Here is a 21474-nt window from a genome sequence, read left to right on the forward strand (position 1 = left end):
ATATGTCGCGCAAAATATTGATTGTGGACGATGAACCGTTGATTGTGGATTCTGTCAAGTATGGTTTAGAAAAAGAAGGATTTACGATGGTCGCCGCGTACGATGGCGAGCAGGCGCTCGAAAAATTTCGCGATGAGAAACCAGACCTGGTATTGCTCGATGTGTTGTTGCCTAAGCGGGATGGCTGGGAGGTGTGCCGCACGATTCGCGCGGAGAGCCGCGTGCCGATCGTGATGCTGACTGCGCGCACGGAAGAAACTGATCGCGTCCTGGGTCTCGAAATGGGCGCGGACGATTATCTCGCCAAGCCATTTGGAATGCGCGAGTTGATCGCGCGCGTGCGCGCCGCGCTTCGCCGCGCGACCGAGTACGCCGAGCCGATCACACAAGCGATTTGTATCGGCGATGTCACGCTCGATACGACAAGTCATCGCGTCATCGTGCGAGGCAAGCCGGTCGAGATGACGTTGAAAGAGTATGACTTGCTCACCGCGTTGATGGGTCGGGCTGGGCAGGTCATCAAGCGGAACGACCTGATTGATCAAGTGTGGCAGACTGATTGGGTTGGCGATACGCGCACGCTCGATGTACATATTCGCTGGTTGCGCGAAAAGATCGAGAAGCGTCCCAGTCTGCCGCGCTACATTCAAACGGTGCGCGGGGTCGGTTATCGGTTTGCGACGGCGGAGGAGATTGGAAAATGAAATGGCGTTTCCCGTTCAAGTCGCTTCGAACCGGATTGCTGTTGACGTACCTGGCGCTCATCGCGACGAGTGTGGGCTTGCTCGGTTGGCGTATCGGTGCGTCATTGGATGCGAGCCGCTTTGCCGAGACACGCCGCGATCAGGAAGGGCGTGCCATTCTTACCGCGAGTGCGATGGGTGATTGGCTGTTTAACTATCAGAATAATAAAATTGATCGCACGATGTTAATGGCTGAGATTGAAGGGCTCTCAGCGCAAATCCACCAACGCGTTGCTTTGTTGGATGTGGATGGCACGACGCTGGTGGATTCGGAACACCAACCCAATGGCGCGGATATTGATCCTTCGCCGCAGGAGATTGGTATCGCGCTTAGTGGTCATCCGACGGGCGCGATTCACTTCGATCCGGACGATAACGATGATGCGTTGTTCACCATCGCGCCGGTGATCTATCAGAAACAAATCCTGGGCATCGTGCGGCTCGAATTGCACATGCGCCTCGTGCGCGAAGCGAGCCAACAGTTGTGGCTGAGAATTATCGGCGTGTCCCTTTTAGCCGGCTTGGTGACGGTAGTCGTGAGTCTGTGGTTTGCGAATGTATTGACCAAACCGATCTCGCGTCTGCGGCAAGCCTCGGTCGCGTTAGCCCAGGGCGATTTGAAACAGCGGGTTCCCGTTTCGGGTCCCGAAGAATTGCGAAATCTCGCGACGAGTTTCAACCTGATGGCGGACCGCCTCGCGCGTGTGATGCAAGACCAGCGCGCGTTCGTCGCGAATGCGGCGCACGAATTTCGGACGCCGCTTACGAACATTCGTTTACGCGCCGAAGCATTGCGCGAAGGCGCGAAAGACGATCCGGCGGTTGCCGATCGGTTTCTCATGGATATTGAAGACGAAATCGCACGGCTGACACGTCTCGTGGACGAACTGCTTGACTTGTCGCGCCTCGAGAGTGGTTTGGTCGAATCGCGCCGCGCGCCAGTGGCGCTCCAAGATATCGCGCGCGCTGTGATTGGCGAGTACGCTGCGCGCGCCGAAAAAGCCGGCGTCGCGCTCAAGTTCGACGCGCCCCACGCGTTACCCCAGGTCAATGCGGACACCGATCAAGTGTGGCGTGTGTTCATCAACCTGGTTGACAACGCGATCAAGTTCACGCCCCATGGTGGCAATGTGCGAGTGGAACTTACCGCCGCGCCGAATGCGTCGTTCCGACAATGGCTCGGTCCAGAGCATTGGGTCGTCGCGTCGGTGTGTGATACCGGGATCGGGATTCCGGTGGAAGACTTGCCGCGCATTTTTGATCGGTTCTATCGAAGCGACAAGGCGCGCGCGCGCGCGACCGGTGGCGCGGGGTTGGGTCTCGCGATTGTCAAAAGCATCGTTGACGCGCACGCCGGGAAAATCTGGGCGGAGAGCGAGCCGGGCAAGGGTACGCAAATCCATGTTGCCTTGCCGGCAGCGTGATTCTTTCGACTGTCACGGCTGTCCGACTGGATTGCGCTTAATCTAGATTTAAGACATGTTTAAATCAGACTTAACCACACGCTCGCGAATCTGTGGTATCGTGATGCCAGAATAATCTACCAATAGATGAAACAGGAGAATTTACGATGAACGGATTGATGGAAGCATTAATGGCATTACTTGCAGCGATGAACGCGGCAACCGGCGCGCCTGCCAACGCCGCGAACTCGCCGGATCGTCCGGCAATCGTTGCCCCGGTACCCGCTTCAGTTGCCAAGTCGGTCGAGGTCAAGGGAATAATTCAGATCGGTCAAAACGGCGCGGTGACGGTAGATGGAGTCAAACTGGTCTTGCCCAAGACCGCGGAAATGAATGGCGCGATCAAGTCGGGCACGCCGGTGGTTGTAGAGGGCATCCGGCAAGCCGATGGCTCGCTTTTGGTTACCGAAATCAAATCGGGCGTCAAGAGCGAAGACAAGGACAAGAGCGACAGCGACGACAAGACCAAGATCGGCAGTGACGACAAGGGTAAAGACGACAAGAGTAAAGATGGCGATAAAGACAAGAAGGACGACAAGGACAAGGACGACGACAAGAGTAAGGATCACGACAAAGACAAAGGCGACGATAAGGATAAAGGCGACGACAAGAGCAAAGATGGCGACAAGGGCAATGATGATGACGATGATGATTAGGACGAGGATAACGGAAGAGCAAGCAACAACAACTCAGCGCCCCGGAAATTTCCGGGGCGCTGATGCTTTACGCGTGGACATGCGCCAATTGCCAGGTGTTGTCTCGCACATTTTGATAGAGATCGAAGATGCCTTCACGGCAGCGCACGCGAAAGCACAACTGCGGCGCTGTGCGCGCGGTGGTCCAACAGCGCTCGACCGCTTGCACGTCATAATGCTTGCCATGCCAGCGGAACACTTTGGGAAAATACCCAAAGCGTTTCTCCCGAATTTCTACCGCTTCGCGATTGGATTTGTGGCGTGTTAACATTTATTCCTCCCCGATAATTTTAAACTCACGCGCGTTACTCGCGGCATCCGCGCCCGGCGCGGGCAAATAGTACGGCGATGGATAGAATCCGTACGATTGATTCGTCATTTGCGGCGGCGCAACGACAATGACTTGGGGTTGTGCGGATGGATACGATGGCGCGTGTGTGCGTGGGATGAGCGCATCGCGCTCGATGTCATTGCGTCCCCAGTTGCGGCTTACGGCGATGAACAACGCGAGACTAACTGGAATGGACGCGCTGATGCCGCACAGCGCGCCGACGACCACCGCCATTGCCTCATTCGACAAGCGATTGCCGACGAGAATCGCCAGCGTGATTGCGAATGCCAGCGAGCCAAGCAGAATCCCATTTCGCATCAGTGCCTCATTCTATTTTCGATTTTGGATTGGCGATTTTCGATTGCCAACGGGATAACTCTGTCATCCTTGCGCAGGTTGCGAAATCCCTTGCGTAACCGACGTTCTTAGCATAGGAAAGCGCATTTCAATTTACGACAGTGCGCGAACCTTCGCAAGGATGAGCAGTTACTCGCCAACTCAAAATCACTTGACGCGTTTTAACTGAGCCATCACGCGGTCGCGCAGACCTGGGTTGTTCGCCGCGCGCATTGGTTGCGCGAGGTCGCTGGCGCGAACCTGCGCGGCTTGAAAACGAATCACTTGCCCGCCCGCGATCAAGAGAAAGTCGCCGCGCCCGGCGAGTTTCTCCGCGCCGGTTCCACCAATGCCGGCGGCGACCCGCGCATCTTCCGCGCTTGCCACGCGTCCGACGATCCGTACCGGGAAATTCGCTTTCATCAGTGTGCCGACCGCGCTTGCGGTTGGTTTTTGCGTGCACGCGATTACCGAGATGCCGGCGCTGCGTCCGCGTTGTACGAGCCGCGTGAGATACGCTTCGAGTTCGCGTCCGCACGTTTGCAGCGCGTCCGCTAGTTCATCTATCACAACGACGATGCGCGGACGGATGATTTGCTCGCGGTCGCGGCGTTCCATTTCCGCGACGAGATAACTTAGACGCACAAGCATTTCGTCGGCGCTCGCGACTATCGGAAAGAGCAGGTGTGGCATGGACGCGAACGGTGCGAGACCGTGCATCTTGGGATCGAACAGCGCGAGTTGCAGATCGCGCGGCTTTTGGTGGATCGCGAGCGAAGCGATGAGCGTGCGCGCCAGCTCGGTCTTACCGCTGCCGGTCGTTCCCGCGATGAGCACGTGCGCGACATCCGGCGATGGCAAACGCAACAGCAGCGGCACTCCTTCTGAATCCAAACCGAGTGTCGCGGTACCGGCGCACATCAGCGCGCGCACAGTCGCCGCGTCGGTTTGCAATCGCGTGTCGAGTTCTGCGAAGGAAACGAAACGCGAATCGGCGCGCGGCACTTCGAGCGAGAGCGTTCCTTGTTGCCGCGTCAATCGCGCGGACTGGACGCCAAGCGCGAGCGCGATCTCTTCGGTGAGCGTTTCGAGGCGCGCGAGTTTCGTCGTCGGCGCGGGCGCGATGTGAAATTGCACCGTGCGCGGCGTCAAGCGTCCGCCCCACACGCGCGCCGGCGCTTTGTGCGCGGCAAGCACCATTTCGATTTTATCGGCTTGGAAATTCAAAAGACGCTTTTCCATATTAGTTGGATAGTGCGGTAGTGCGGTAGTGCGATAGTGCGATAGTCGCCACTCCAAAGAACTTCAACTAACGCACTATTGAACTAACGAACGATTGAACTAATCAGTCCATCCGACGCGGCGTTCTTCGGCGCGAGTGGTTGGCATCGGTCGTCCGCCGCCCACTGCGATGCGCGTGAGCATCACCGGTTCCTCGTCTTCGCGTTCGCGCGGCGCAGCGGGTGTACGGTTTTGCTTGAGCCACTCTTGCAATTGGATGATCTTTTGATGCACAACATTTGCGCGCGCATCCGGCGCGGGTTGCGATACGGCGGCTTGCGCGATGACGACCGGCTGTTGGGTCGCGTTGGCTTGCGGCGCGGGCGCGGATTGTGCGGTGATGACGGCGGGTTGCGGTACGGTCGCTCCTCGGCGTTGCGGTTTGGCGGCAGTGGGGATCGTATCAGTCGCGACAATCGCGTTTGCGATCACCAGCGGCTGGCGCAACGCGCACCCGGCGCAATCTCGCGGCGAGTGAATCGGCGTGACCTTAGCCGCGCACGCGGCGTGTTCCATCGCGATGGACGGCGCGTCCGCTTCCCAGATTTGAGTCTTGCCATTGCCCCAGCGCACCGTGATCGGTGGGCGCGCGTCGTGGCTCAACGTCGTGCGTAAGTGCGCGCAGTTGATCGCCGCGACAGGACACGCGCGACAAATGTTCGGCGACACGGCGCGGTCTCCCGCCTTGATGCGGTCGCACATAATTTGTCCATCGTCGCTCGCGCGGCGATAGGGGCAGGGCTTGAGCTCGTTCATGGTTAGTTGGGTCGGATCGGTCGCGTGACGAACGACGCGCCGGGGCGCGTATTGCTACGAATCACACACACGACCTTGCCTTGAATCTCGATTTCGCTGGGACGATATTTTTTCTCTTGCAGAGTCGGATTTTCCGGACGCAACACGATCCATCCATCGCGTCGGAAGAATCGTTTCAACGTGGTGGCTTGTTTCTTTTTGAGCCACGCGGCAACCAGGTCGCCGTCATCCGCCAATTGGGTTTGTTCCATCACAATCGTGTCGCCGTCGTTGACGAGCGCGTCGATCATCGAGTTGCCCGAAACCTGGAGCAAGTACATATTCTTGCCATTGCCGACCAGGTTGCGCGCGACCTGGACCCATTCCAGCGGCGTAATGTTTTGATCGAGTGTGGGGATCGCCTCGCCGGCGTGGATGACGCCGAGCAGAGGCAAGCGAATCATGTGCGACGATGCGGGTGGTTCGAGTGGGTCTTGCAACAATTCGATGCCGCGTGCGACCCCGCGCGGTAACCGGATATAGCCCGCCGCGTCGAGCTTCTCCAAATCGCGCTTGACATGATCTTTAGAGGAGATGCCAACGGCGTCGCCGATTTGTTCATAGGTGGGCGAGCAACCGTTGTGCTCGCGCTTGTAGCGTGCGATGTAATGCCAAATCTCAATCTCATGGGTGCCCAGTTCTGCCATACGCCTCCTTCACAAATCAATGGTGGATAAGAACTGGTGTTCTATTTGTCGAGATTATAACAGAACGCACGTTCTAAGTCAAGAGGCGCGCGTAAATTTAAGGTTAAACGGAAATTAAAAAAGGCGAGACACGAGTCTCGCCTCGAAAGGGCAAAGGGCAGAGGAATTACTTGGGGGCGCGCAACGCGTTGAGTTTTTTCAGCAAGCGCGATTTGCGGCGGGCGGCGTTATTCTTTTTGATAATGCCTTTTTGCGCGGCTTGATCGAGCGCGCGGATCGCCTGCTTGACTGCTTTTTCGGAGTCGGCGGCGTTGTTGGTCGCGATCGCTTTGGTCGCGTCTTTGACTTCGGTGCGCGCTTGCGCGCGGATGACGCGATTGCGCGTGCGGCGACGTTCGCTCTGGCGCATTGCCTTTTCGGCGGCGGATGTGTTAGCCAATTCGGAAAACCTCCCTGAGTGTGTGACGGCGCGCATATTACATCAGTTTGATGAAATAGTCAATTTGAATCGCGCCCCGGCGATTGATTTGAATGCGATTCTGTGCTAAGATTCGAGCGTTCCTGGAAAGGCAGGTGAACGATGGCAGGAATCTCGACTCAGTTGCGAACCAAGTTGCAGAGCGACCCAGAGGCGATTGTGCATTTGATCGTGCGGGTCAAAGATGATCCCCAGGCGCATGTTGCCGATGTGCAAGCGCGCGGCTTGACGGTCCAGCGCACCTTCTCGCTGATCCCGGCGATGGCGGTGGAGGGGAAAGCCGGCGCGTCGTTGGCGCTAGCAGATCAAACCTGGGTCTTGTCGGTCGAGGAAGACAAACCGGTCCACACGATGTGATTGCGAATGTTGCCTAGCACGCAACGTTCGCCAAACGGAGGAGCCTGATGCCGAACCCATCCAAGATTCACGCGAACCTCGCGGCGATGCTGCAAGCGAATGTACGCGCCGCCGCGCCGGTTCAAGCGTTGCGTGTGATTGTGCGGTACCGCGCGGGCGCGGTCGGAGTTGCGCAAACGATGCGCGGCGTCGCGGCGACGATTCACACCTATCGTCTCATTCCCGCCGCGGCGCACAGCGTCACACCCGAAGCGGTTGATGCGTTGAGCGACCGCGATGACGTGGAGATGATTTGGTACGACGAGCCGGTCCACACGATGCTCGATGTGTCGGTGCCGCTCATCGGCGCGCCACAAGTGTGGCAAGCCGGTTTTACTGGCAAGGGGATCAAGGTCGCGGTGGTAGACACCGGGATTGATCCAACGCATCTCGATTTTGCCGGGCGCATTGTTGCGATCAAGGACTTTACCGGCGAAGGCGACACGGACAAGCATGGTCACGGCACTCATGTGGCTGGAACGATTGGCGGGTCGGGTGCGGCGAGCACGGGCAAGTACAAAGGCGTCGCGCCGGAATGCAGTTTATACGCCGCCAAGGTTCTGCGCGGTAATGGGTCTGGCACGACAAGCGATGTAATGGCGGGCGTCGAATGGGCGGTGCAACAAGGCGCGCAAGTCGTCAACCTCTCGCTCGGTAGCGACGGCGCGTGCGATGGCACGGATGCCCTTTCAGTCCTCTGCGATACCGCGATGGATCGTGGCGCGGTGATGTGTATCGCGGCGGGCAACGCCGGACCGGGCAAGTCTACCGTCGGTTCGCCCGGTTGCGCGAAAAAAGTGCTCACGATTGGCGCGACGTCCAAGACCGACCAAGTCGCCAGTTTTTCGTCGCGCGGTCCGACGAGCGATGGGCGCGTCAAACCCGATGTGTGTTTCCCGGGCGTAAGCATCGTTGCCTGTCGCGCGAAAGGCACGACGATGGGCACGCCGGTCAACGACTCGTACACGAGCGCATCCGGTACTTCGATGGCGACGCCGCACGCGGCTGGAAGTTGCGCCTTGATTTTGCAGGCGAATCCCGGTTTGACGCCGCAGCAAGTCAAAGATATTTTCATGAACACGGCAAAAGACCTGGGTGCGGAGGCGAATACGCAAGGCAAGGGTCGCGCCCAAGTTTTTGAAGCGTATCAATCGGCAACCGGTTCTCCACCGCCGCCACCCCCACCCCCACCACCGCCACCGCCGCCGCCTCCAGGTGGTTGTCTCGATTCGATCAAGAATTGGTTGAGCGGTCGGTAACGATTAGACCCGAAGGGCATCCCCCTTCGGGTCTGGTTTTTCTTAGGTTGTGCGTCAAGTTTTTGGGTGGTGAAAAAACCTTGCGAAGGTTGAACGGCAAGCATATTGATTTGTCGTCAAAACCTTCGCAAGGTTGAGTGTTCCAAAATTTTGACAGCCCCCCCCTTTTTCTTACAAAGGTTTGACAAATCAACCAGAATACAATACAATCACCCCAAGTTCGCTCGTTCGACCATCCATACCTATTTTACCTCCACGGGGGCAACAATGGCGAGTGTCACCTACGATCACGTCACCAAACAATTCAACGACGTGAAGGCAGTCAACGACCTGACGTTAGAGATCAAGGACAAGGAATTCTTGGTCTTGGTGGGTCCCTCTGGGTGCGGCAAGACGACCGCACTGCGTTTGCTGGCAGGTCTCGAAGAGATCTCGTACGGCAACATTTTGATCGGCGACCGTGTGGTCAACGATGTCGCGCCGAAAGACCGCGACATCGCGATGGTGTTCCAGTCGTACGCGCTGTATCCGCACATGAGCGTCTACGACAACATGGCATTCGGTCTGCGCTTGCGCAAAACGCCCAAGACCGAAATTGACCGGCGCGTGAAAGAAGCGGCAGAGATTCTGGGTATCGGCGCATTGCTCGACCGCAAGCCCAAGCAACTCTCCGGCGGTCAGCGCCAACGCGTCGCGCTGGGACGCGCGATCGTGCGCGAACCCAAAGTCTTTTTGATGGATGAACCGCTTTCGAACCTCGACGCGAAACTGCGTGTGCAGACGCGCACCGAGATTTCGAAACTGCACCAACGCTTGCAGACGACGTTCATCTACGTGACGCACGATCAGACCGAAGCGATGACGATGGGCACGCGCATTGCGGTGATGAAGGACGGCATCCTTCAGCAACTCGACACGCCGCAAAACCTGTACGACAATCCGGTCAACACGTTTGTCGCCGGTTTCATCGGCAGTCCCGCGATGAACTTTTTCGATGCCAAAGTGGCAGGGTCGAAAGAAGACATTGTGATTGACGCCGGCAGTTTCAAACTTCCCGCGCCCGCCGATGTCAAACAAAAGCTCGGCGATTACCTGGGGCGTGCAGTGACACTCGGCATGCGTCCCGAAGACATTCACGATCGCGAGTACGTGCCCGGCGCGTTGAACGCCGCGCCGATTCCCTCGAAAGTGGACGTGATGGAGCCGATGGGGAGCGAGATTTATCTCTTCTTGCTCAGTGGCAATCATTCGTTCGTCGCTCGTGTAGACCCGCGCAGTCAAGGTCGCCCGGGCAAGACGATGGATGTAATGGTCAACCTCGACCGCATTCACCTCTTCGACAAAGAAACCCAAGCGGCAATTCGCTAAACGTAACACGCGACGAAAACCAAACAGGTACACAGGCAATCACCTGTGTGCCTGTTTTATTGTAGGAGTAGAGCGATGGAAATTCGTCCGGCGAATGTGATTGATCTAAACGCGTGTTTGGCGATTGACGATTCGTTCGAGACCGAGTACGTCTGGCAAATGGAAGAACGCACGAACGCCGGCGTCATTACGGTGACGTTTCGGCAAACGCGTTTGCCGCGTCCGATGCGCGTGGCGAACAATATCTCGCGCAGTGTGTTGCTCGAAAACTTTCAACGCGGCGAAGCATTCTTTGTCGCAGACGAAGCCGGCGTGTGCGGCTTTGTAGACGCGGGTGTCTCGGTGTGGAATCAGATGTTCAAGATCAACAACATCGCGATTGCGCCGGTGCAGCGGCGGAGAGGCGTCGGCGCGAAGCTGATGCGCGCCGCGCTCGAGTGGGCGCGCGAGCGCCAATTGCGAATCGCGATGCTCGATACGTCAACCAAGGATTATCCCGCAATCTGTTTCTATCAAAAGCTGGGATTCACATTGTGCGGTTTCAACGATCAACTATTTCCGAATCGTGATATTGCGCTGCAGTTCGCGCTCAACTTGCGATAAACGCAAAACCCGAAGAGCCTCAAGACCCTTCGGGTTTATAAAAAAACATTCGCGCGCATAGAAAAACCAGGTTTCTTCGAGAAACCTGGTTTTGGTTCATGCCTGGTCAACGACTTGCCGCAGTACGTCCGGCTTGTTCGTGATGATCGCGTTGACGCCCAGCGCGATCAAGCGTTGCATCTCCGCCGGTTCATCCACCGTCCACGTGTTGATTTGCAAACCCTTGTGCTGTGCCCACGTCGCGAATTGGCGCGTCACCTGCGACCAATGCGGATGCATCGCGGTCGGTCGCGCGAGCGGACGCAACCACGCGCGGCGCAAATAGATCGGCAGCTGTGGCGCGTAGAGCAAGCCGCGCGGCAAGCGCGGGTTGAGATCGTACATGCGCGCGAGCGCCATCGGATTGAACGACGAGATGATCACGTTTTCGGTCGTGCGCGTGTCTTCGATTACCGCGAGTACCGCAGCTTCGACGCCGTCGGTTTGTAGTGTGGCGCTCTTGAGTTCGATGTTGACCAGACCGCGATTGCCGACCGCGCGCAGTACTTCTGCGAGCGTCGGCACGCGAGGCGTCGCGCCGCGATATTTTTCAAACGTGTAACTCGCGTCGAGTTGTTTGATCTCAGCCAGCGTCAGCTCTTTCGCCGCGCCTTTGCCGTTTGTTGTGCGGTCAACCGTGTCGTCGTGAATCACAATCGGCACGCCGTCCTTTGTCAACGTCACATCCAGTTCGATACCGTCCGCGCCCATTTCAAACGCGAGGTTGAACGCGGCAAGCGTGTTTTCCGGCGCGTACGCGCTCGCGCCGCGATGTCCAAGTACGAGTGGTTTCATAGTTGCGATTGCCTCATTGAAAATGTGGAAGCGGGCAGCCTGCCCGCCGGTGCGGACGAGCCGTCCGCGCTAGATTATTTTACGCCGTTCCGAATGAAACGCAAGATTGAATTGACCCCGCGATGTTTCGTGCTATAATGCCCCGCGTGATTTCAACTGGGGCGACGCGCCCGCGTTCGATGGCGCGCGCGGCGCTTGTCGTGATGGCGCTCTTTGTCGCGAGCCGCGTGCTGGGTCTACTGCGCGATGTGGTAATCAGCCATCAATTCGGTACCGCGCGCGCGCTCGACGCGTACTTCGCCGCGTTCACGATTCCCGATTTCATTTTCAACGTGCTCGCCGGCGGAGCGCTTGGCTCGGCATTCATCCCGACGTTCGCCGCCGCGCTCGCGCAAAATGATGTGGCGCGCGCGTGGCGACTCGCGCGCGCGATCATCGCGCTGGCGTTCGTGGTGCTCACCGCACTCGCCGCGTTGCTCGCGCTCGTCGCGCCGCAAGTCGTTGCGCTCACCGTCGGTCGCGGCTTTGCGCCGAGCGATCAGCAATTGACCGCTGACCTGATGCGTTGGATGCTCATCACGCCGATTGTATTTGGTGTGAGCGGTATCGTGATGGGCATTCTGAACGCGTACCAGCATTTTGCGTTGCCCGCGCTCGCGCCGGTGTTGTACAATTTGGCGATCATCGCGGGCGCGCTGTTGCTCGCGCCGATGCTGGGAGTGTACGGTCTTGTGATTGGTGTCGTCATCGGCGCAATCGCGCATCTGATTGTGCAACTGCCCTGGCTCACGCGATTTCAGATTTCAGATTTCAGATTTCAGAATTTCAATCTGCAATCTGCAATCAAAAATCTGAAATCCGAAGACGTTCGCCAAGTCGGTCGCTTGATGCTCCCGCGAATGCTGGGTCTCACCGCGGTGCAGATCAACTTTGTCGTCAACACGATTCTCGCGTCCGGGTTGTCGGCGGGACGGATTGCAGCGCTGGGTTACGCGTGGCGCGTGATGCTCTTGCCGGTTGGTGTCATCGGTCAATCGCTCGCGACGGTCGTATTCCCGACCTTTTCGGCGCAGACGGCGCGGCACGCGCGCGAAGAATTTCGCGACACGTTTTCGACGGCGTTGCGCGCGACGCTATACTTGACGATTCCCGCGTCGGTGGGCTTGGCTCTGCTCGGTGCGCCGATGATCGCGGTGTTGTTTCAGCGCGGACAATTCACCGCCGATTCGACTGCCGAGACCGCGTTTGCGTTGCAGTTTTACGCGCTCGCGTTGTTCGCGCATTCGGGCTTGGAAATTATCACGCGCGCGTTTTACGCGCTCCACGATACGAAGACGCCCGTCCTCGTCGGCATCGGCGCGATGGCGTTGAACGTCGCGCTGAGTCTCGCGTTCATCGCGCCGCTCGCGCACGGTGGACTTGCGCTCGCGAATTCGCTCGCGACGATTCTCGAAACGTTGATACTGTTCGCGATCTTGTGGCGGCGTCTCGGCGATATTGACGCACGCCGCATCGCGGGGTCGGTCGCGCGAATGGTCGCGGCATCGGTCGCGATGGCATTCGGCGTGCTTTTGGTCGCGAACATGTTCGCCGAACGCGGCGCGATATTCATCGCGCTGGTCGGCGCGACATTCGGCGCGATTATTTATATCGTCGCAACCATGTTCTTGCGTTCGGAAGAAATCGCGTTGGTATTGCAACGACTCAATCGCAAATCATAAATCACTAATCGAAAATGGTGAGGGATGTTAGACAAACTGCAGGCAATGGAAAAACGCTACGAAGAATTGCACACGCTGATGGAAGACCCGGCGGTCACAACGGATCCGACGCGCTTGCGCGAAATCACACGCGAGATTAGCGGACTCGAAGAAATCGTCAGCAAGTTTCGCGACTATAAAACGACGCACGACGCGCTGGAAAAGACGCGCGCGATTGCGCGCGACGAAACGGACGAAGAGATGCGCGCGATGGCGCGCGAAGAAGTGACGACGCTCGAAGCGAACGACGCGCGTCTGTTTGGCGAGTTGCGCTTTTTACTCTTGCCCAAAGACCCGCGCGACGACAAGGATGTGTTCGTCGAAGTTCGCGCCGGCACGGGAGGCGATGAAGCGGCATTGTTCGCCGCGGATTTGTATCGCATGTACACGCGCTATGCGGAAGACAAGGGTTGGAAAGCGGAACTGGTTGACGAGAATCGCACCGGCTTGAAAGGGTACAAAGAGGTCGTGTTTGAAATCAAGGGCAAGGGCGCATTCTCGCGGATGAAGTACGAGAGCGGCGTGCATCGCGTCCAACGTGTGCCGCAGACCGAGGCGCAAGGACGCATCCACACTTCGACGGCGACGGTCGCGGTGCTGGCTGAAGTGGACGATGTGGAAATTGACATCAAGCCGGACGAAATCAAGATTGATATTTTCCACGCGTCGGGACATGGCGGACAGAACGTGCAAAAGGTTGCGACCGCCGTTCGCATCACGCATTTGCCGACCGGCATCGTCGTCGCGTGTCAGGATCAGCGTTCGCAGCTGCAGAACAAGATTCGCGCGATGGGCGTGCTGCGCGCGCGGCTGTACGAAATGGAAATCGAAAAGCAACAACGCGAGACGACCGAAGCCCGGCGCGCCCAGGTCGGTTCCGGCGAACGCTCCGAAAAGATTCGCACCTACAATTTTCCGCAAGACCGTCTCACCGATCATCGTATCGGCTTGACGGTGCACAACTTGCCGCGCATCCTCGACGGCGACATCGAAGAAATTATTGACGCGTTGATTCTCCACGATCAATCGGAAAAGTTGCAGAGCGCGGGAGTGAGTTAGGCGGAGTCGCGTTTGATTGCCAAACCGGAAACCGCGCAGGAGATTTTGGTGAACGCCACGCGCGCACTCGGCGCGACGATGCGCGGAGCGTATCACGACGCGCGTTTGCAAGCCGAGTTGCTTCTCGCGCATTCGCTGGGCGTTTCGCGCACGATGATGTTGGCGCGGCTCGACGATGCGATCGCGCCGGATGTTGCCGCGCAGTACGCCGCGAACGTTGCACGCCGCGCGCAACACGAGCCGCTCGCGTACATCCTGGGTCACCAGGAATTTTTTGGTCTAGATTTTCTCGTTGATCGCCGTGTGCTAATTCCGCGCCACGAAACCGAGACGCTCGTTGAACTGGCGCTTGCACGCGCGCGCCGCGTCGCGTCGCCGACGATTGTGGATGTCGGCGCGGGGTCGGGCGCGCTCGCGTTGACGCTGGCGCATCACTTGCCGGACGCGCGCGTCATCGCGCTCGATACATCGCGCGATGCGTTAGAGGTCGCGCGGATGAATGCGACGCGGTTGAATCTCGCCGCGCGCGTCGAGTTGGTCGAAAGCGATTTATTCGAGCGATTCGATTCTTCGTTTGACATTTGTGTCGCGAATTTGCCCTACATCCCGCGCGCGCGTTTCGACGAATTGCCACGCGAGGTGCGTGCATTCGAACCGCGTGTTGCGCTCGATGGCGGCGATGATGGACTCGCGGTGTTCCGCCGTTTGCTCGTGCAGTTGAAATCACGCGCGGCGCGTCACGCAGTCGCGTTCCTCGAAATCTCGGAAGAGCAGGGCAAGTCCGCGCTCGAAGCGGTGTGGCGCGCATTGCCGCGTTGTGTCGCCACGTTGCATCGCGATCTCGAAGGATTGGATCGCGTCGTTGAAATACGGCTGGCGAATGGCGAATAGCGAATGGCGGATTGTAAATAGTAAATGGTAAATGGTAAATCGAAAATCAGAAATGCTTCATGCCTATACGTTTGATCGCTTCTGACCTCGACGGCACGTTGCGCGCCGAACAATTTACGCCGCGTTTGCGCGCGGCGGTGCGTTGCGCGTTGGCGCGCGGCGTGCGCGTCGTTATCGCGACCGGGCGGATGTTTCTGACCGCCGAATGGTTCGCGCGCGACCTGGGTCTGACGGACGTGCTCGTTACCGATCACGGCGCGACGATCTGGGATTTGCAAACGCGAACGATTCTCACTCAGCAACGGATTCCGCGCGACCTGGCGCGTGCCGCGTTGGCATTGACACCGCCCGACGGCACGGCGATTGTGTGCATCAACGAGCGATTTTATGCGCCGCGAATGACCGAAAGCGCGATTCGTTTTGCCGACCGCAATCGTCATTTTCTTTTTCACGCGCCCGACCTCGCCGAGACGCTCGACGCCGAGCCACAGAAAATCGTATTCGTGCACGACGCGGAGACGACGCGTGAATTGCGCACACGGTTGGCGCGTGAACTCGGCGAGCAGTTGCAAATCGTGCAATCACACGATCACTTTGCCGAAGTGACGCATCGCGCTACTTCGAAAGGCAACGCGCTCGCGTGGCTCGCCGAACGCTGGGGGATCGCGCGCAACGAGGTGTTGGCGATGGGCGACCAAGATAACGACCGTTCGATGATCGAGTGGGCGGGTATCGGCGTCGCGATGGGCAACGCGATTCCCAGTTTGCAAGCGATTGCCGATTATGTCGCGCCGCGCGCGCACGATGACGGCGCGGCAATCGCGATTGAAAAATTCGTACTTGAATAAGCAACCACAGATTAACACTTATGAAAACATCCATTCTGCCGGTTACGGATACCGAAGCGTTCGCGCACGCAGTGCGTCTCTTGCGCGCGGGCAAAGTCATCGCGTTTCCAACGGACACGGTCTACGGCGTGGGCGCAAGCGGATTCAACGAACGCGCCATCGAGCAGTTGTACATCGCCAAGAATCGCGAACGCGACAAGGCGATTCCGTGCTTGCTTGCCCACGCGCGCGAGCTCGAACTCGTCGCGCGCCTGGTGCCGGACGCGGCGCGCGTACTCGCCGCGAAATTTTGGCCCGGCGCGTTGACGCTCGTCGTCCCCGCGTCGTCTCGCGTTCCCAAGATTTTGATCGCGGGCGGCGAGAGTATCGCGGTGCGCGTGCCGAATCATCGCGTGACGCGCACGTTGATCGAATCGCTCAACGCGCCGCTCGCCGCGACAAGCGCGAACTTGTCCGGCGGATCCGATCCGGCGACGGCGGCGGAGGTCCTCGCGCAACTCAACGGTCGCGTGCCGGTGATTCTCGACGGCGGACCGACGCGCGGCAACGTGCCCTCGACCGTCGTGGACGTGACGACCGATCCACCACGCATTCTGCGCGTCGGTGTAATAAGCGTTGAAGAAATCGAACGGGTGTTAGGGAAAAGTGCGATAGTTTCATAGTGCGATAGTGCGATGGTTGGCTGCTAGCACAACTATCGCACTATCGCACTATCGCACTAACGAACTATGTTGATTGGAATTGATGCCTCGCGCGCGACTAGCGCAACGCCGACGGGCACCGAAATTTATTCGCGCGAGTTGATTCGCGCGCTCGTCGCGATGGACCGCACGAACGCGTATCGGCTCTACACGCGCGAAAGTGTGACGCGCGATTTTTTCGGCGCGACGCGCAATTTCGAAATTCGCGCGATGCCGTTTCCGCGCTTGTGGACGCACGCGCGCTTGTCGTTCGAAATGCTCACGCGCGCACCGGACGTGTTATGGATTCCCGCGCACGTCCTCCCGCCGGTTCACCCGCGCCGTTCCATCGTCACGATCCACGACCTGGGTCACTTGCATTTCCCCAACGCGCATCCACGCTTGCAACGCGCGTACCACACCTGGGCGACGCGCTACAACGCACGCGCGGCAGCGCACGTCTTTGCCGATTCGGAAGCGACGCGCGATGACATTGTGCGATTTTGCAATGTGCCCGTTGAAAAAATCACGGTCATCTATCCCGCGTTCGACGCGCAACGCTTTCAGCCAGTTCGCGACGCGACCCAACTCGAAGACACGCGCACGCGTTTACGCATAGCCGGAGACTATCTCCTTGCCATCGGAACAATTCATCCGCGCAAAAACTATGCGCGTCTCATCGAAGCGTTTAGCAAGTTGCAAATGGCGGATGGCAAATCGCGAATAGCGGATAGCGAATTGGTGATCGTGGGCAAGCGCGGTTGGTTACATAAGCCGATTTTCGAGTTGGTTGAGCGGCTGGGTTTGCAGTCGCGCGTGCGATTTCTCGATTATGTTCCGGCGTCCGACATGCCCGCGCTTGTCAGCGGGGCGCGCGTACTCGCGTTTCCCAGTTTGCACGAGGGCTTTGGTTTGCCGGTGCTCGAAGCGCACGCGTGCGGCACGCCAGTCGTGTGCTCGATGACCTCGTCGCTGCCCGAAGCCGCGGGCGATGCCGCGCTGTTCGTTGACCCGTTCGATGTGGATGCGATTGCCGGCGCGCTACAACGCTTGGACGATGACAATGCCTTGCGCGGGAAATTGATCGCGAAAGGGTTTGAGAATCTGCAACGCTTTTCCTGGGAAGCGAGCGCGAGCCGTGTGCTGGGAGTCATTCGAGGGACAGCGTGAAATTCGATTACGAACATTCCGAGTTGGAGCGCGACTCGGGCAAATTGCATCGGTATGTGCAACTGCTTGAGAATGCGTTGGGCGATCACGCGCGGGTTGTTGGCATTCTCGAGATCGGATCGTTTGCCAAAGGCGAAGCAGTGCCCACATCAGACATTGACACGCGTGTGTTTGTCACGTCGCCCACGAGGTATTTCTGGCAAGCCGTGATGGGCATGTTTAGCGCAATGCAACTTGCCGAGCGCGAGCAATTTTATACACGATTCGTTGAACAACACGATGGCTTGCCGCGTCGCGATTACACCTGGTCTGATTTCAATCAGCCCGTTGCCGAAAAGATCGCCGCTGAGTTGGGCGCGAATATCGAGTTCGGGATCGCCGATGCGCGCTATGCTGAGTTTGAATTCGAGCGACTTGACGAGTCGCCCATGGAGAATCACTCGTTTTTGTTTCAGAGCAACATTATCCACGATCCGCACAACTGGTTGTCGTGTTGGCGCGCGCGCTTGCGCGGACAACATTTTCCGATCCTGGAAAAATTCTACCGTGCGCGATACCTGGACGAGTTGCCGGCGGAGGTGTATTGGTTTCTGAAGCCGGACTCACTCGACTATTTCAAGCTAAAGAAAAGCCGGCAAATTCAATGGGTCAAGTGGGCGGTGCGTTGTTTGCGCGACGCGGCAGCGACGCGAGTGTTCATCGCGACCGGTGATTTCATTTACAAAAAGCCGCACGTGCTCGCATTTTATCGGGAGAATTTGCCGGACGATTTTGGATTTGTCGCAGAAATCTACGCGTGGAAGACTGACGTGGCGATCCGTGATCGAATGGTGGACGATTTTGCGCGCGATGCGTCCAAGTATTTCGCGTTGTTTCGTGAGCGAATGCCTAGATTGGAAGCGATAGTTCAACGCGTGGGCGAGTTGGAACTGGGCTAGCCCAAAGTGGCGATTGCATTTTTGGAGTGGCGAACGATAATGGAGCGTATGTGACGCGTTTCAATTAATCATTGCGCGTGGTGATGAGTGCTAGCGCAGACTCAAGGAGCAGAAGAATGGCTAATTCGCGTTTGCTCGTCAGTCTGGGTTTGGCGCTCGTGATTCTTACCAGTGGCGCGGCGTACATCTCCGCCGGCAAAAACGACGGATTGAATTCCAATCGTCCGGCGTTTGCGCCGCGCGCCGACTCGTTTTACTTTTTGCCGGTCGTCGCGGTTTCGCCGAATGTTTCCGCGACCGCGATCATCATTGACCACACGACCACCGACCTCAATCGTATTCCGCAGAATTATCTTGATGCGGCAAAAGCCAACTTGCGTTTGTCGTACGGACACACGTCGCACGGTAGTCAATTGGTTTCGGGGATGGGTTATTGGCGGACGATCAGTCCGACGCTCGCCTACAATACGAATGGCGCGGTGCAAGCCGGCATTTTGTCGCTGGCGGATTACACACCGTCCGGCGACTTGGGCAATCCTGATCGCACGACCTGGGCATCACTCACGCGGACGTACTTGAATGGCTCCGGCAGTAATCGCAACACGGTGCTGTGGTCGTGGTGTGGTCAAGTCAGTTCGGCAACCCAAACCGACATCAGCACATATCTCAATTTGATGAGCCAGCTCGAGCGCGACTATCCCGGCGTCCGGTTCGTGTACATGACCGGGCACCTGGCGAGCGATGCGTACTCGCGCGCGAACACGCACGCGCGCAACAATCAGATTCGCGATTATGTGCGCGCGAACGGCAAGATTCTCTTCGACTTTGCGGACATTGAAAGTTACGATCCTGCCGGGAATTATTATCCCGACGAGAGCGACGCGTGTGCCTGGTGCACGACGTGGTGCGCCGCACATCCAACCGAATGTCAAAATCTGCCCAGTTGCGCGCACTCGCACGGATTCAATTGCAAACGTAAGGGCGTCGCGTTTTGGTGGCTCATGGCGCGCCTGTCTGGTTGGAATGGGATACCTTGAGCAGACCCCACCCTAGCTCTCCCTTTAGCAAGGGGAGGATTGGGAGGGGTAGATTGCTTTGTCGCTTCGCTCCTCGCAATGACACTAAAACTGTGCGGCTCGGCTAAAACTGATGAAACAATTTCTAATCTACTTGGTCTGCGTTTTTCTCGTGTTGCTCGCTCCGCGCGCGCTAGCGGACTCTGCGCCACGCGCGCAGATTGATTCGCGCGTGCTCGCCGATACGGCAAACGGGGATACCGCGCATTTTCTCGTCGTGCTCAAATCGCAGGCGAACGCGCGCACACTTGCCGCGCGCGCGCCCGATCAGCGCGCGCGTGGTCGCGCGGTCTTCGATGGACTGCGCGCCGTCGCGGAGATGACGCAGCCGGCGGTGCGCACGCAACTCGACGCGCTCGGCGCGCCGCATCGCGATTACTGGATTACGAACGTCATCGCGGTTGAAGGTAATCGCGCGGTTGTGGACGCGCTCGCCGCGCGCGCGGATGTGCTCGCGATTGAACCTGACCGCGCGTTTCGAGTAGAACTCGAAACGCCGCTCGTTGGCGAAACGCGCGCACCGAGTACGGTCGAGTGGAACATTAGCAAAATCAATGCGCCGCTCGTGTGGGCGCGTGGCGTGACGGGGCAGGGCACGATTTACGCGAACGCGGACACCGGCGTGCAGTGGGATCACCCCGCGCTCAAAACGCATTACTCTGGCTGGGATGGCTCGAGCGCGAATCACAACTATGCGTGGTGGGACGCGATTCACGCGGACATTAACGGCAATGGCACGAATCCGTGCGGCTTTAATTCGACCGCGCCGTGCGATGATTACGGTCACGGCACGCACACGATGGGCACGGGCATTGGCGATGATGGCGCGGGCAATCAGATCGGCGTTGCGCCGGGCGCGAAATGGATCGCGTGTCGCAACATGGAGCAAGGTTACGGACGACCCAGCACGTACATCGAGTGCATGCAATTTTTTCTCGCGCCGACGGATTTGAACGGCAACAATCCGGATCCGAACAAGCGACCCGACGCGGTCGGGAATTCGTACAGTTGCGTGCTCGGTGCGCCGCCCAGCGGTGAAGATTGTCTCGTGGATAGTTTGCTCACCGCGATGGACAACTTGCGCGCGGCAGGCGTGTTCATGTCGGCATCCGCCGGCAACTCTGGCGCGTCGTGTTCGACGATTCGCGAGCCGCCGGCGATTTACGATTCGGCGATCACGGTCGGCGCGACAACTTCCACGGATACGATCGCGTCGTTCAGCAGTCTGGGCGCGGTGACGATTGACGGGAGCAATCGGCGCAAGCCAGACTTGGTCGCGCCGGGTGTCGGTGTACGGTCAAGTTTCCCGGGCAACTCGTTTGGTTTTTCGAGTGGCACTTCGATGGCGTCGCCGCACGTTGCCGGCGCGGTCGCGTTGTTGTGGTCGGCGTTTCCGTCGCTGCGGCGCGATGTGGACAACACCGAAATGATTCTTGAACAATCGGCGATCCACCTGGCGACGACGCTGGGATGCGGCGGCGATTCGTCCACCGCGATTCCGAACAACACGTTCGGTTATGGTCGGCTGGACGCTGACGCGGCGTACCTGTACGCGCAGTGTGTTTACCTGGCGCGATGCAATCTTTATTTGCCGGATATTCGTAAAAATCCGTGAGTTGATTTACCACACCAGACAAAGCCATTCGGACGCGGATGAACGCGGATGATTTTTCTCAAAACATCGTAACTACTCAGCCATCGTTCCTTTATCCGCGAATTACGCGAATCTTCGCTAATTTTTTCTTCTTATTCGCGCAATTCGCGTTATTCGCGGATAAATTTGTTTTTTCATCGGCGTAAATGTGGGTTGGCTGAGTAGTTAC

At 58.1% G+C, this 21474-nt stretch carries 23 protein-coding genes; 16 read left to right on the plus strand and 7 right to left on the minus strand.

The window, feature by feature from the left end:
• Positions 1 to 2 precede the first annotated feature (2 nt).
• The 3 genes from HY868_23255 (at position 3) to HY868_23265 (ending at position 2862) form a co-directional block, all read left to right on the plus strand.
• On the plus strand, positions 3 to 704 hold the full coding sequence (locus HY868_23255; GenBank protein ID MBI5305069.1) for a response regulator transcription factor: 702 nt from the start codon (positions 3 to 5) through the stop codon (positions 702 to 704).
• Complete coding sequence (locus HY868_23260) at positions 701 to 2167, plus strand: HAMP domain-containing protein (GenBank protein ID MBI5305070.1); 1467 nt, start codon at positions 701 to 703, stop codon at positions 2165 to 2167. The genes HY868_23255 and HY868_23260 overlap by 4 nt, the downstream gene beginning before the upstream one ends.
• A gap of 146 nt (positions 2168 to 2313) precedes the next feature.
• A complete protein-coding gene (locus tag HY868_23265) occupies positions 2314 to 2862 on the plus strand; it encodes a hypothetical protein (protein ID MBI5305071.1) in 549 nt (182 codons plus the stop codon).
• 67 nt (positions 2863 to 2929) lie between these two features.
• Here HY868_23265 and HY868_23270 read toward each other — a convergent pair whose 3' ends face one another.
• The 6 genes from HY868_23270 to rpsT form a co-directional block, all read right to left on the minus strand.
• Entirely contained in the window at positions 2930 to 3172 is a 243-nt protein-coding gene (locus HY868_23270) for a hypothetical protein (GenBank protein MBI5305072.1), read from the minus strand.
• A complete protein-coding gene (locus HY868_23275) occupies positions 3173 to 3550 on the minus strand; it encodes a hypothetical protein (protein ID MBI5305073.1) in 378 nt (125 codons plus the stop codon).
• A 186-nt stretch (positions 3551 to 3736) separates the two neighbouring features.
• Complete coding sequence (locus HY868_23280) at positions 3737 to 4795, minus strand: DNA translocase FtsK (GenBank protein ID MBI5305074.1); 1059 nt, start codon at positions 4793 to 4795, stop codon at positions 3737 to 3739.
• Positions 4796 to 4909: 114 nt separating this feature from the next.
• Positions 4910 to 5605 (minus strand): hypothetical protein, encoded by a 696-nt coding sequence (locus HY868_23285; GenBank protein MBI5305075.1) that lies wholly within the window; start codon positions 5603 to 5605, stop codon positions 4910 to 4912.
• A 2-nt stretch (positions 5606 to 5607) separates the two neighbouring features.
• Positions 5608 to 6291 carry a repressor LexA gene (lexA, locus tag HY868_23290; protein MBI5305076.1) on the minus strand — a complete coding sequence of 228 codons (684 nt, stop codon included), beginning with the start codon at positions 6289 to 6291 and terminating at the stop codon, positions 5608 to 5610.
• Positions 6292 to 6457: 166 nt separating this feature from the next.
• Complete coding sequence (gene rpsT, locus HY868_23295) at positions 6458 to 6730, minus strand: 30S ribosomal protein S20 (protein MBI5305077.1); 273 nt, start codon at positions 6728 to 6730, stop codon at positions 6458 to 6460.
• Positions 6731 to 6871: 141 nt separating this feature from the next.
• On the opposite strand from rpsT, the gene HY868_23300 reads away from it, so the two are divergent.
• From HY868_23300 to HY868_23315, 4 genes are all read left to right on the plus strand, one after another.
• Positions 6872 to 7126 (plus strand): hypothetical protein, encoded by a 255-nt coding sequence (locus tag HY868_23300; GenBank protein ID MBI5305078.1) that lies wholly within the window; start codon positions 6872 to 6874, stop codon positions 7124 to 7126.
• 47 nt (positions 7127 to 7173) lie between these two features.
• Positions 7174 to 8424 carry a S8 family peptidase gene (locus HY868_23305; GenBank protein MBI5305079.1) on the plus strand — a complete coding sequence of 417 codons (1251 nt, stop codon included), beginning with the start codon at positions 7174 to 7176 and terminating at the stop codon, positions 8422 to 8424.
• A 267-nt stretch (positions 8425 to 8691) separates the two neighbouring features.
• A complete protein-coding gene (gene ugpC, locus HY868_23310) occupies positions 8692 to 9792 on the plus strand; it encodes a sn-glycerol-3-phosphate ABC transporter ATP-binding protein UgpC (protein MBI5305080.1) in 1101 nt (366 codons plus the stop codon).
• A gap of 75 nt (positions 9793 to 9867) precedes the next feature.
• The gene (locus HY868_23315; protein ID MBI5305081.1) at positions 9868 to 10395 is read left to right on the plus strand and encodes a GNAT family N-acetyltransferase; all 528 of its coding nucleotides are present in this window, start codon (positions 9868 to 9870) and stop codon (positions 10393 to 10395) included.
• Between the two features lie 96 nt (positions 10396 to 10491).
• On the opposite strand, the gene HY868_23320 is transcribed toward HY868_23315, so the two are convergent.
• Positions 10492 to 11229, minus strand: a complete 738-nt coding sequence (locus HY868_23320; GenBank protein MBI5305082.1) for a glycerophosphodiester phosphodiesterase — start codon at positions 11227 to 11229, stop codon at positions 10492 to 10494.
• A 137-nt stretch (positions 11230 to 11366) separates the two neighbouring features.
• On the opposite strand from HY868_23320, the gene murJ reads away from it, so the two are divergent.
• The 9 genes from murJ (at position 11367) to HY868_23365 (ending at position 21266) form a co-directional block, all read left to right on the plus strand.
• Positions 11367 to 12950 carry a murein biosynthesis integral membrane protein MurJ gene (murJ, locus tag HY868_23325; GenBank protein MBI5305083.1) on the plus strand — a complete coding sequence of 528 codons (1584 nt, stop codon included), beginning with the start codon at positions 11367 to 11369 and terminating at the stop codon, positions 12948 to 12950.
• Between the two features lie 24 nt (positions 12951 to 12974).
• Positions 12975 to 14048 carry a peptide chain release factor 1 gene (gene prfA, locus HY868_23330; protein MBI5305084.1) on the plus strand — a complete coding sequence of 358 codons (1074 nt, stop codon included), beginning with the start codon at positions 12975 to 12977 and terminating at the stop codon, positions 14046 to 14048.
• Positions 14049 to 14096: 48 nt separating this feature from the next.
• Entirely contained in the window at positions 14097 to 14939 is an 843-nt protein-coding gene (prmC, locus tag HY868_23335; GenBank protein ID MBI5305085.1) for a peptide chain release factor N(5)-glutamine methyltransferase, read from the plus strand.
• A gap of 59 nt (positions 14940 to 14998) precedes the next feature.
• Positions 14999 to 15787, plus strand: a complete 789-nt coding sequence (locus tag HY868_23340; GenBank protein ID MBI5305086.1) for an HAD family phosphatase — start codon at positions 14999 to 15001, stop codon at positions 15785 to 15787.
• A 20-nt stretch (positions 15788 to 15807) separates the two neighbouring features.
• On the plus strand, positions 15808 to 16449 hold the full coding sequence (locus HY868_23345) for a threonylcarbamoyl-AMP synthase (protein MBI5305087.1): 642 nt from the start codon (positions 15808 to 15810) through the stop codon (positions 16447 to 16449).
• Between the two features lie 66 nt (positions 16450 to 16515).
• Positions 16516 to 17637: a glycosyltransferase family 4 protein gene (locus tag HY868_23350; GenBank protein ID MBI5305088.1), complete on the plus strand. Its 1122-nt coding sequence runs from the start codon at positions 16516 to 16518 to the stop codon at positions 17635 to 17637.
• The gene (locus HY868_23355; protein ID MBI5305089.1) at positions 17634 to 18575 is read left to right on the plus strand and encodes a hypothetical protein; all 942 of its coding nucleotides are present in this window, start codon (positions 17634 to 17636) and stop codon (positions 18573 to 18575) included. The genes HY868_23350 and HY868_23355 overlap by 4 nt, the downstream gene beginning before the upstream one ends.
• Positions 18576 to 18691: 116 nt before the next feature.
• Positions 18692 to 19612, plus strand: coding sequence for a hypothetical protein (locus HY868_23360; GenBank protein MBI5305090.1), 921 nt, complete (start codon positions 18692 to 18694; stop codon positions 19610 to 19612).
• Between the two features lie 112 nt (positions 19613 to 19724).
• Positions 19725 to 21266, plus strand: coding sequence for a S8 family serine peptidase (locus HY868_23365; protein MBI5305091.1), 1542 nt, complete (start codon positions 19725 to 19727; stop codon positions 21264 to 21266).
• The last annotated feature ends 208 nt before the right edge of the window (positions 21267 to 21474 follow it).

It is taken from the genome of Chloroflexota bacterium (genome assembly GCA_016219275.1).
GTDB lineage: Bacteria > Chloroflexota > Anaerolineae > UBA4142 > UBA4142 > JACRBM01.

Excerpts from the sequence above, each read along its gene's own strand:
- HY868_23255 (MBI5305069.1), top strand. The coding sequence starts at position 3 with ATGTCGCGCAAAATATTGATTGTGGACGATGAACCGTTGATTGTGGAT.
- HY868_23260 (MBI5305070.1), top strand. The coding sequence starts at position 701 with ATGAAATGGCGTTTCCCGTTCAAGTCGCTTCGAACCGGATTGCTGTTG.
- HY868_23265 (MBI5305071.1), top strand. The coding sequence starts at position 2,314 with ATGAACGGATTGATGGAAGCATTAATGGCATTACTTGCAGCGATGAAC.
- HY868_23270 (MBI5305072.1), bottom strand. The coding sequence starts at position 3,172 with ATGTTAACACGCCACAAATCCAATCGCGAAGCGGTAGAAATTCGGGAG.
- HY868_23275 (MBI5305073.1), bottom strand. The coding sequence starts at position 3,550 with ATGCGAAATGGGATTCTGCTTGGCTCGCTGGCATTCGCAATCACGCTG.
- HY868_23285 (MBI5305075.1), bottom strand. The coding sequence starts at position 5,605 with ATGAACGAGCTCAAGCCCTGCCCCTATCGCCGCGCGAGCGACGATGGA.
- lexA (MBI5305076.1), bottom strand. The coding sequence starts at position 6,291 with ATGGCAGAACTGGGCACCCATGAGATTGAGATTTGGCATTACATCGCA.
- HY868_23300 (MBI5305078.1), top strand. The coding sequence starts at position 6,872 with ATGGCAGGAATCTCGACTCAGTTGCGAACCAAGTTGCAGAGCGACCCA.
- HY868_23305 (MBI5305079.1), top strand. The coding sequence starts at position 7,174 with ATGCCGAACCCATCCAAGATTCACGCGAACCTCGCGGCGATGCTGCAA.
- ugpC (MBI5305080.1), top strand. The coding sequence starts at position 8,692 with ATGGCGAGTGTCACCTACGATCACGTCACCAAACAATTCAACGACGTG.
- HY868_23315 (MBI5305081.1), top strand. The coding sequence starts at position 9,868 with ATGGAAATTCGTCCGGCGAATGTGATTGATCTAAACGCGTGTTTGGCG.
- HY868_23320 (MBI5305082.1), bottom strand. The coding sequence starts at position 11,229 with ATGAAACCACTCGTACTTGGACATCGCGGCGCGAGCGCGTACGCGCCG.
- murJ (MBI5305083.1), top strand. The coding sequence starts at position 11,367 with ATGCCCCGCGTGATTTCAACTGGGGCGACGCGCCCGCGTTCGATGGCG.
- prfA (MBI5305084.1), top strand. The coding sequence starts at position 12,975 with ATGTTAGACAAACTGCAGGCAATGGAAAAACGCTACGAAGAATTGCAC.
- HY868_23340 (MBI5305086.1), top strand. The coding sequence starts at position 14,999 with ATGCCTATACGTTTGATCGCTTCTGACCTCGACGGCACGTTGCGCGCC.
- HY868_23345 (MBI5305087.1), top strand. The coding sequence starts at position 15,808 with ATGAAAACATCCATTCTGCCGGTTACGGATACCGAAGCGTTCGCGCAC.
- HY868_23350 (MBI5305088.1), top strand. The coding sequence starts at position 16,516 with ATGTTGATTGGAATTGATGCCTCGCGCGCGACTAGCGCAACGCCGACG.
- HY868_23360 (MBI5305090.1), top strand. The coding sequence starts at position 18,692 with ATGGCTAATTCGCGTTTGCTCGTCAGTCTGGGTTTGGCGCTCGTGATT.
- HY868_23365 (MBI5305091.1), top strand. The coding sequence starts at position 19,725 with ATGAAACAATTTCTAATCTACTTGGTCTGCGTTTTTCTCGTGTTGCTC.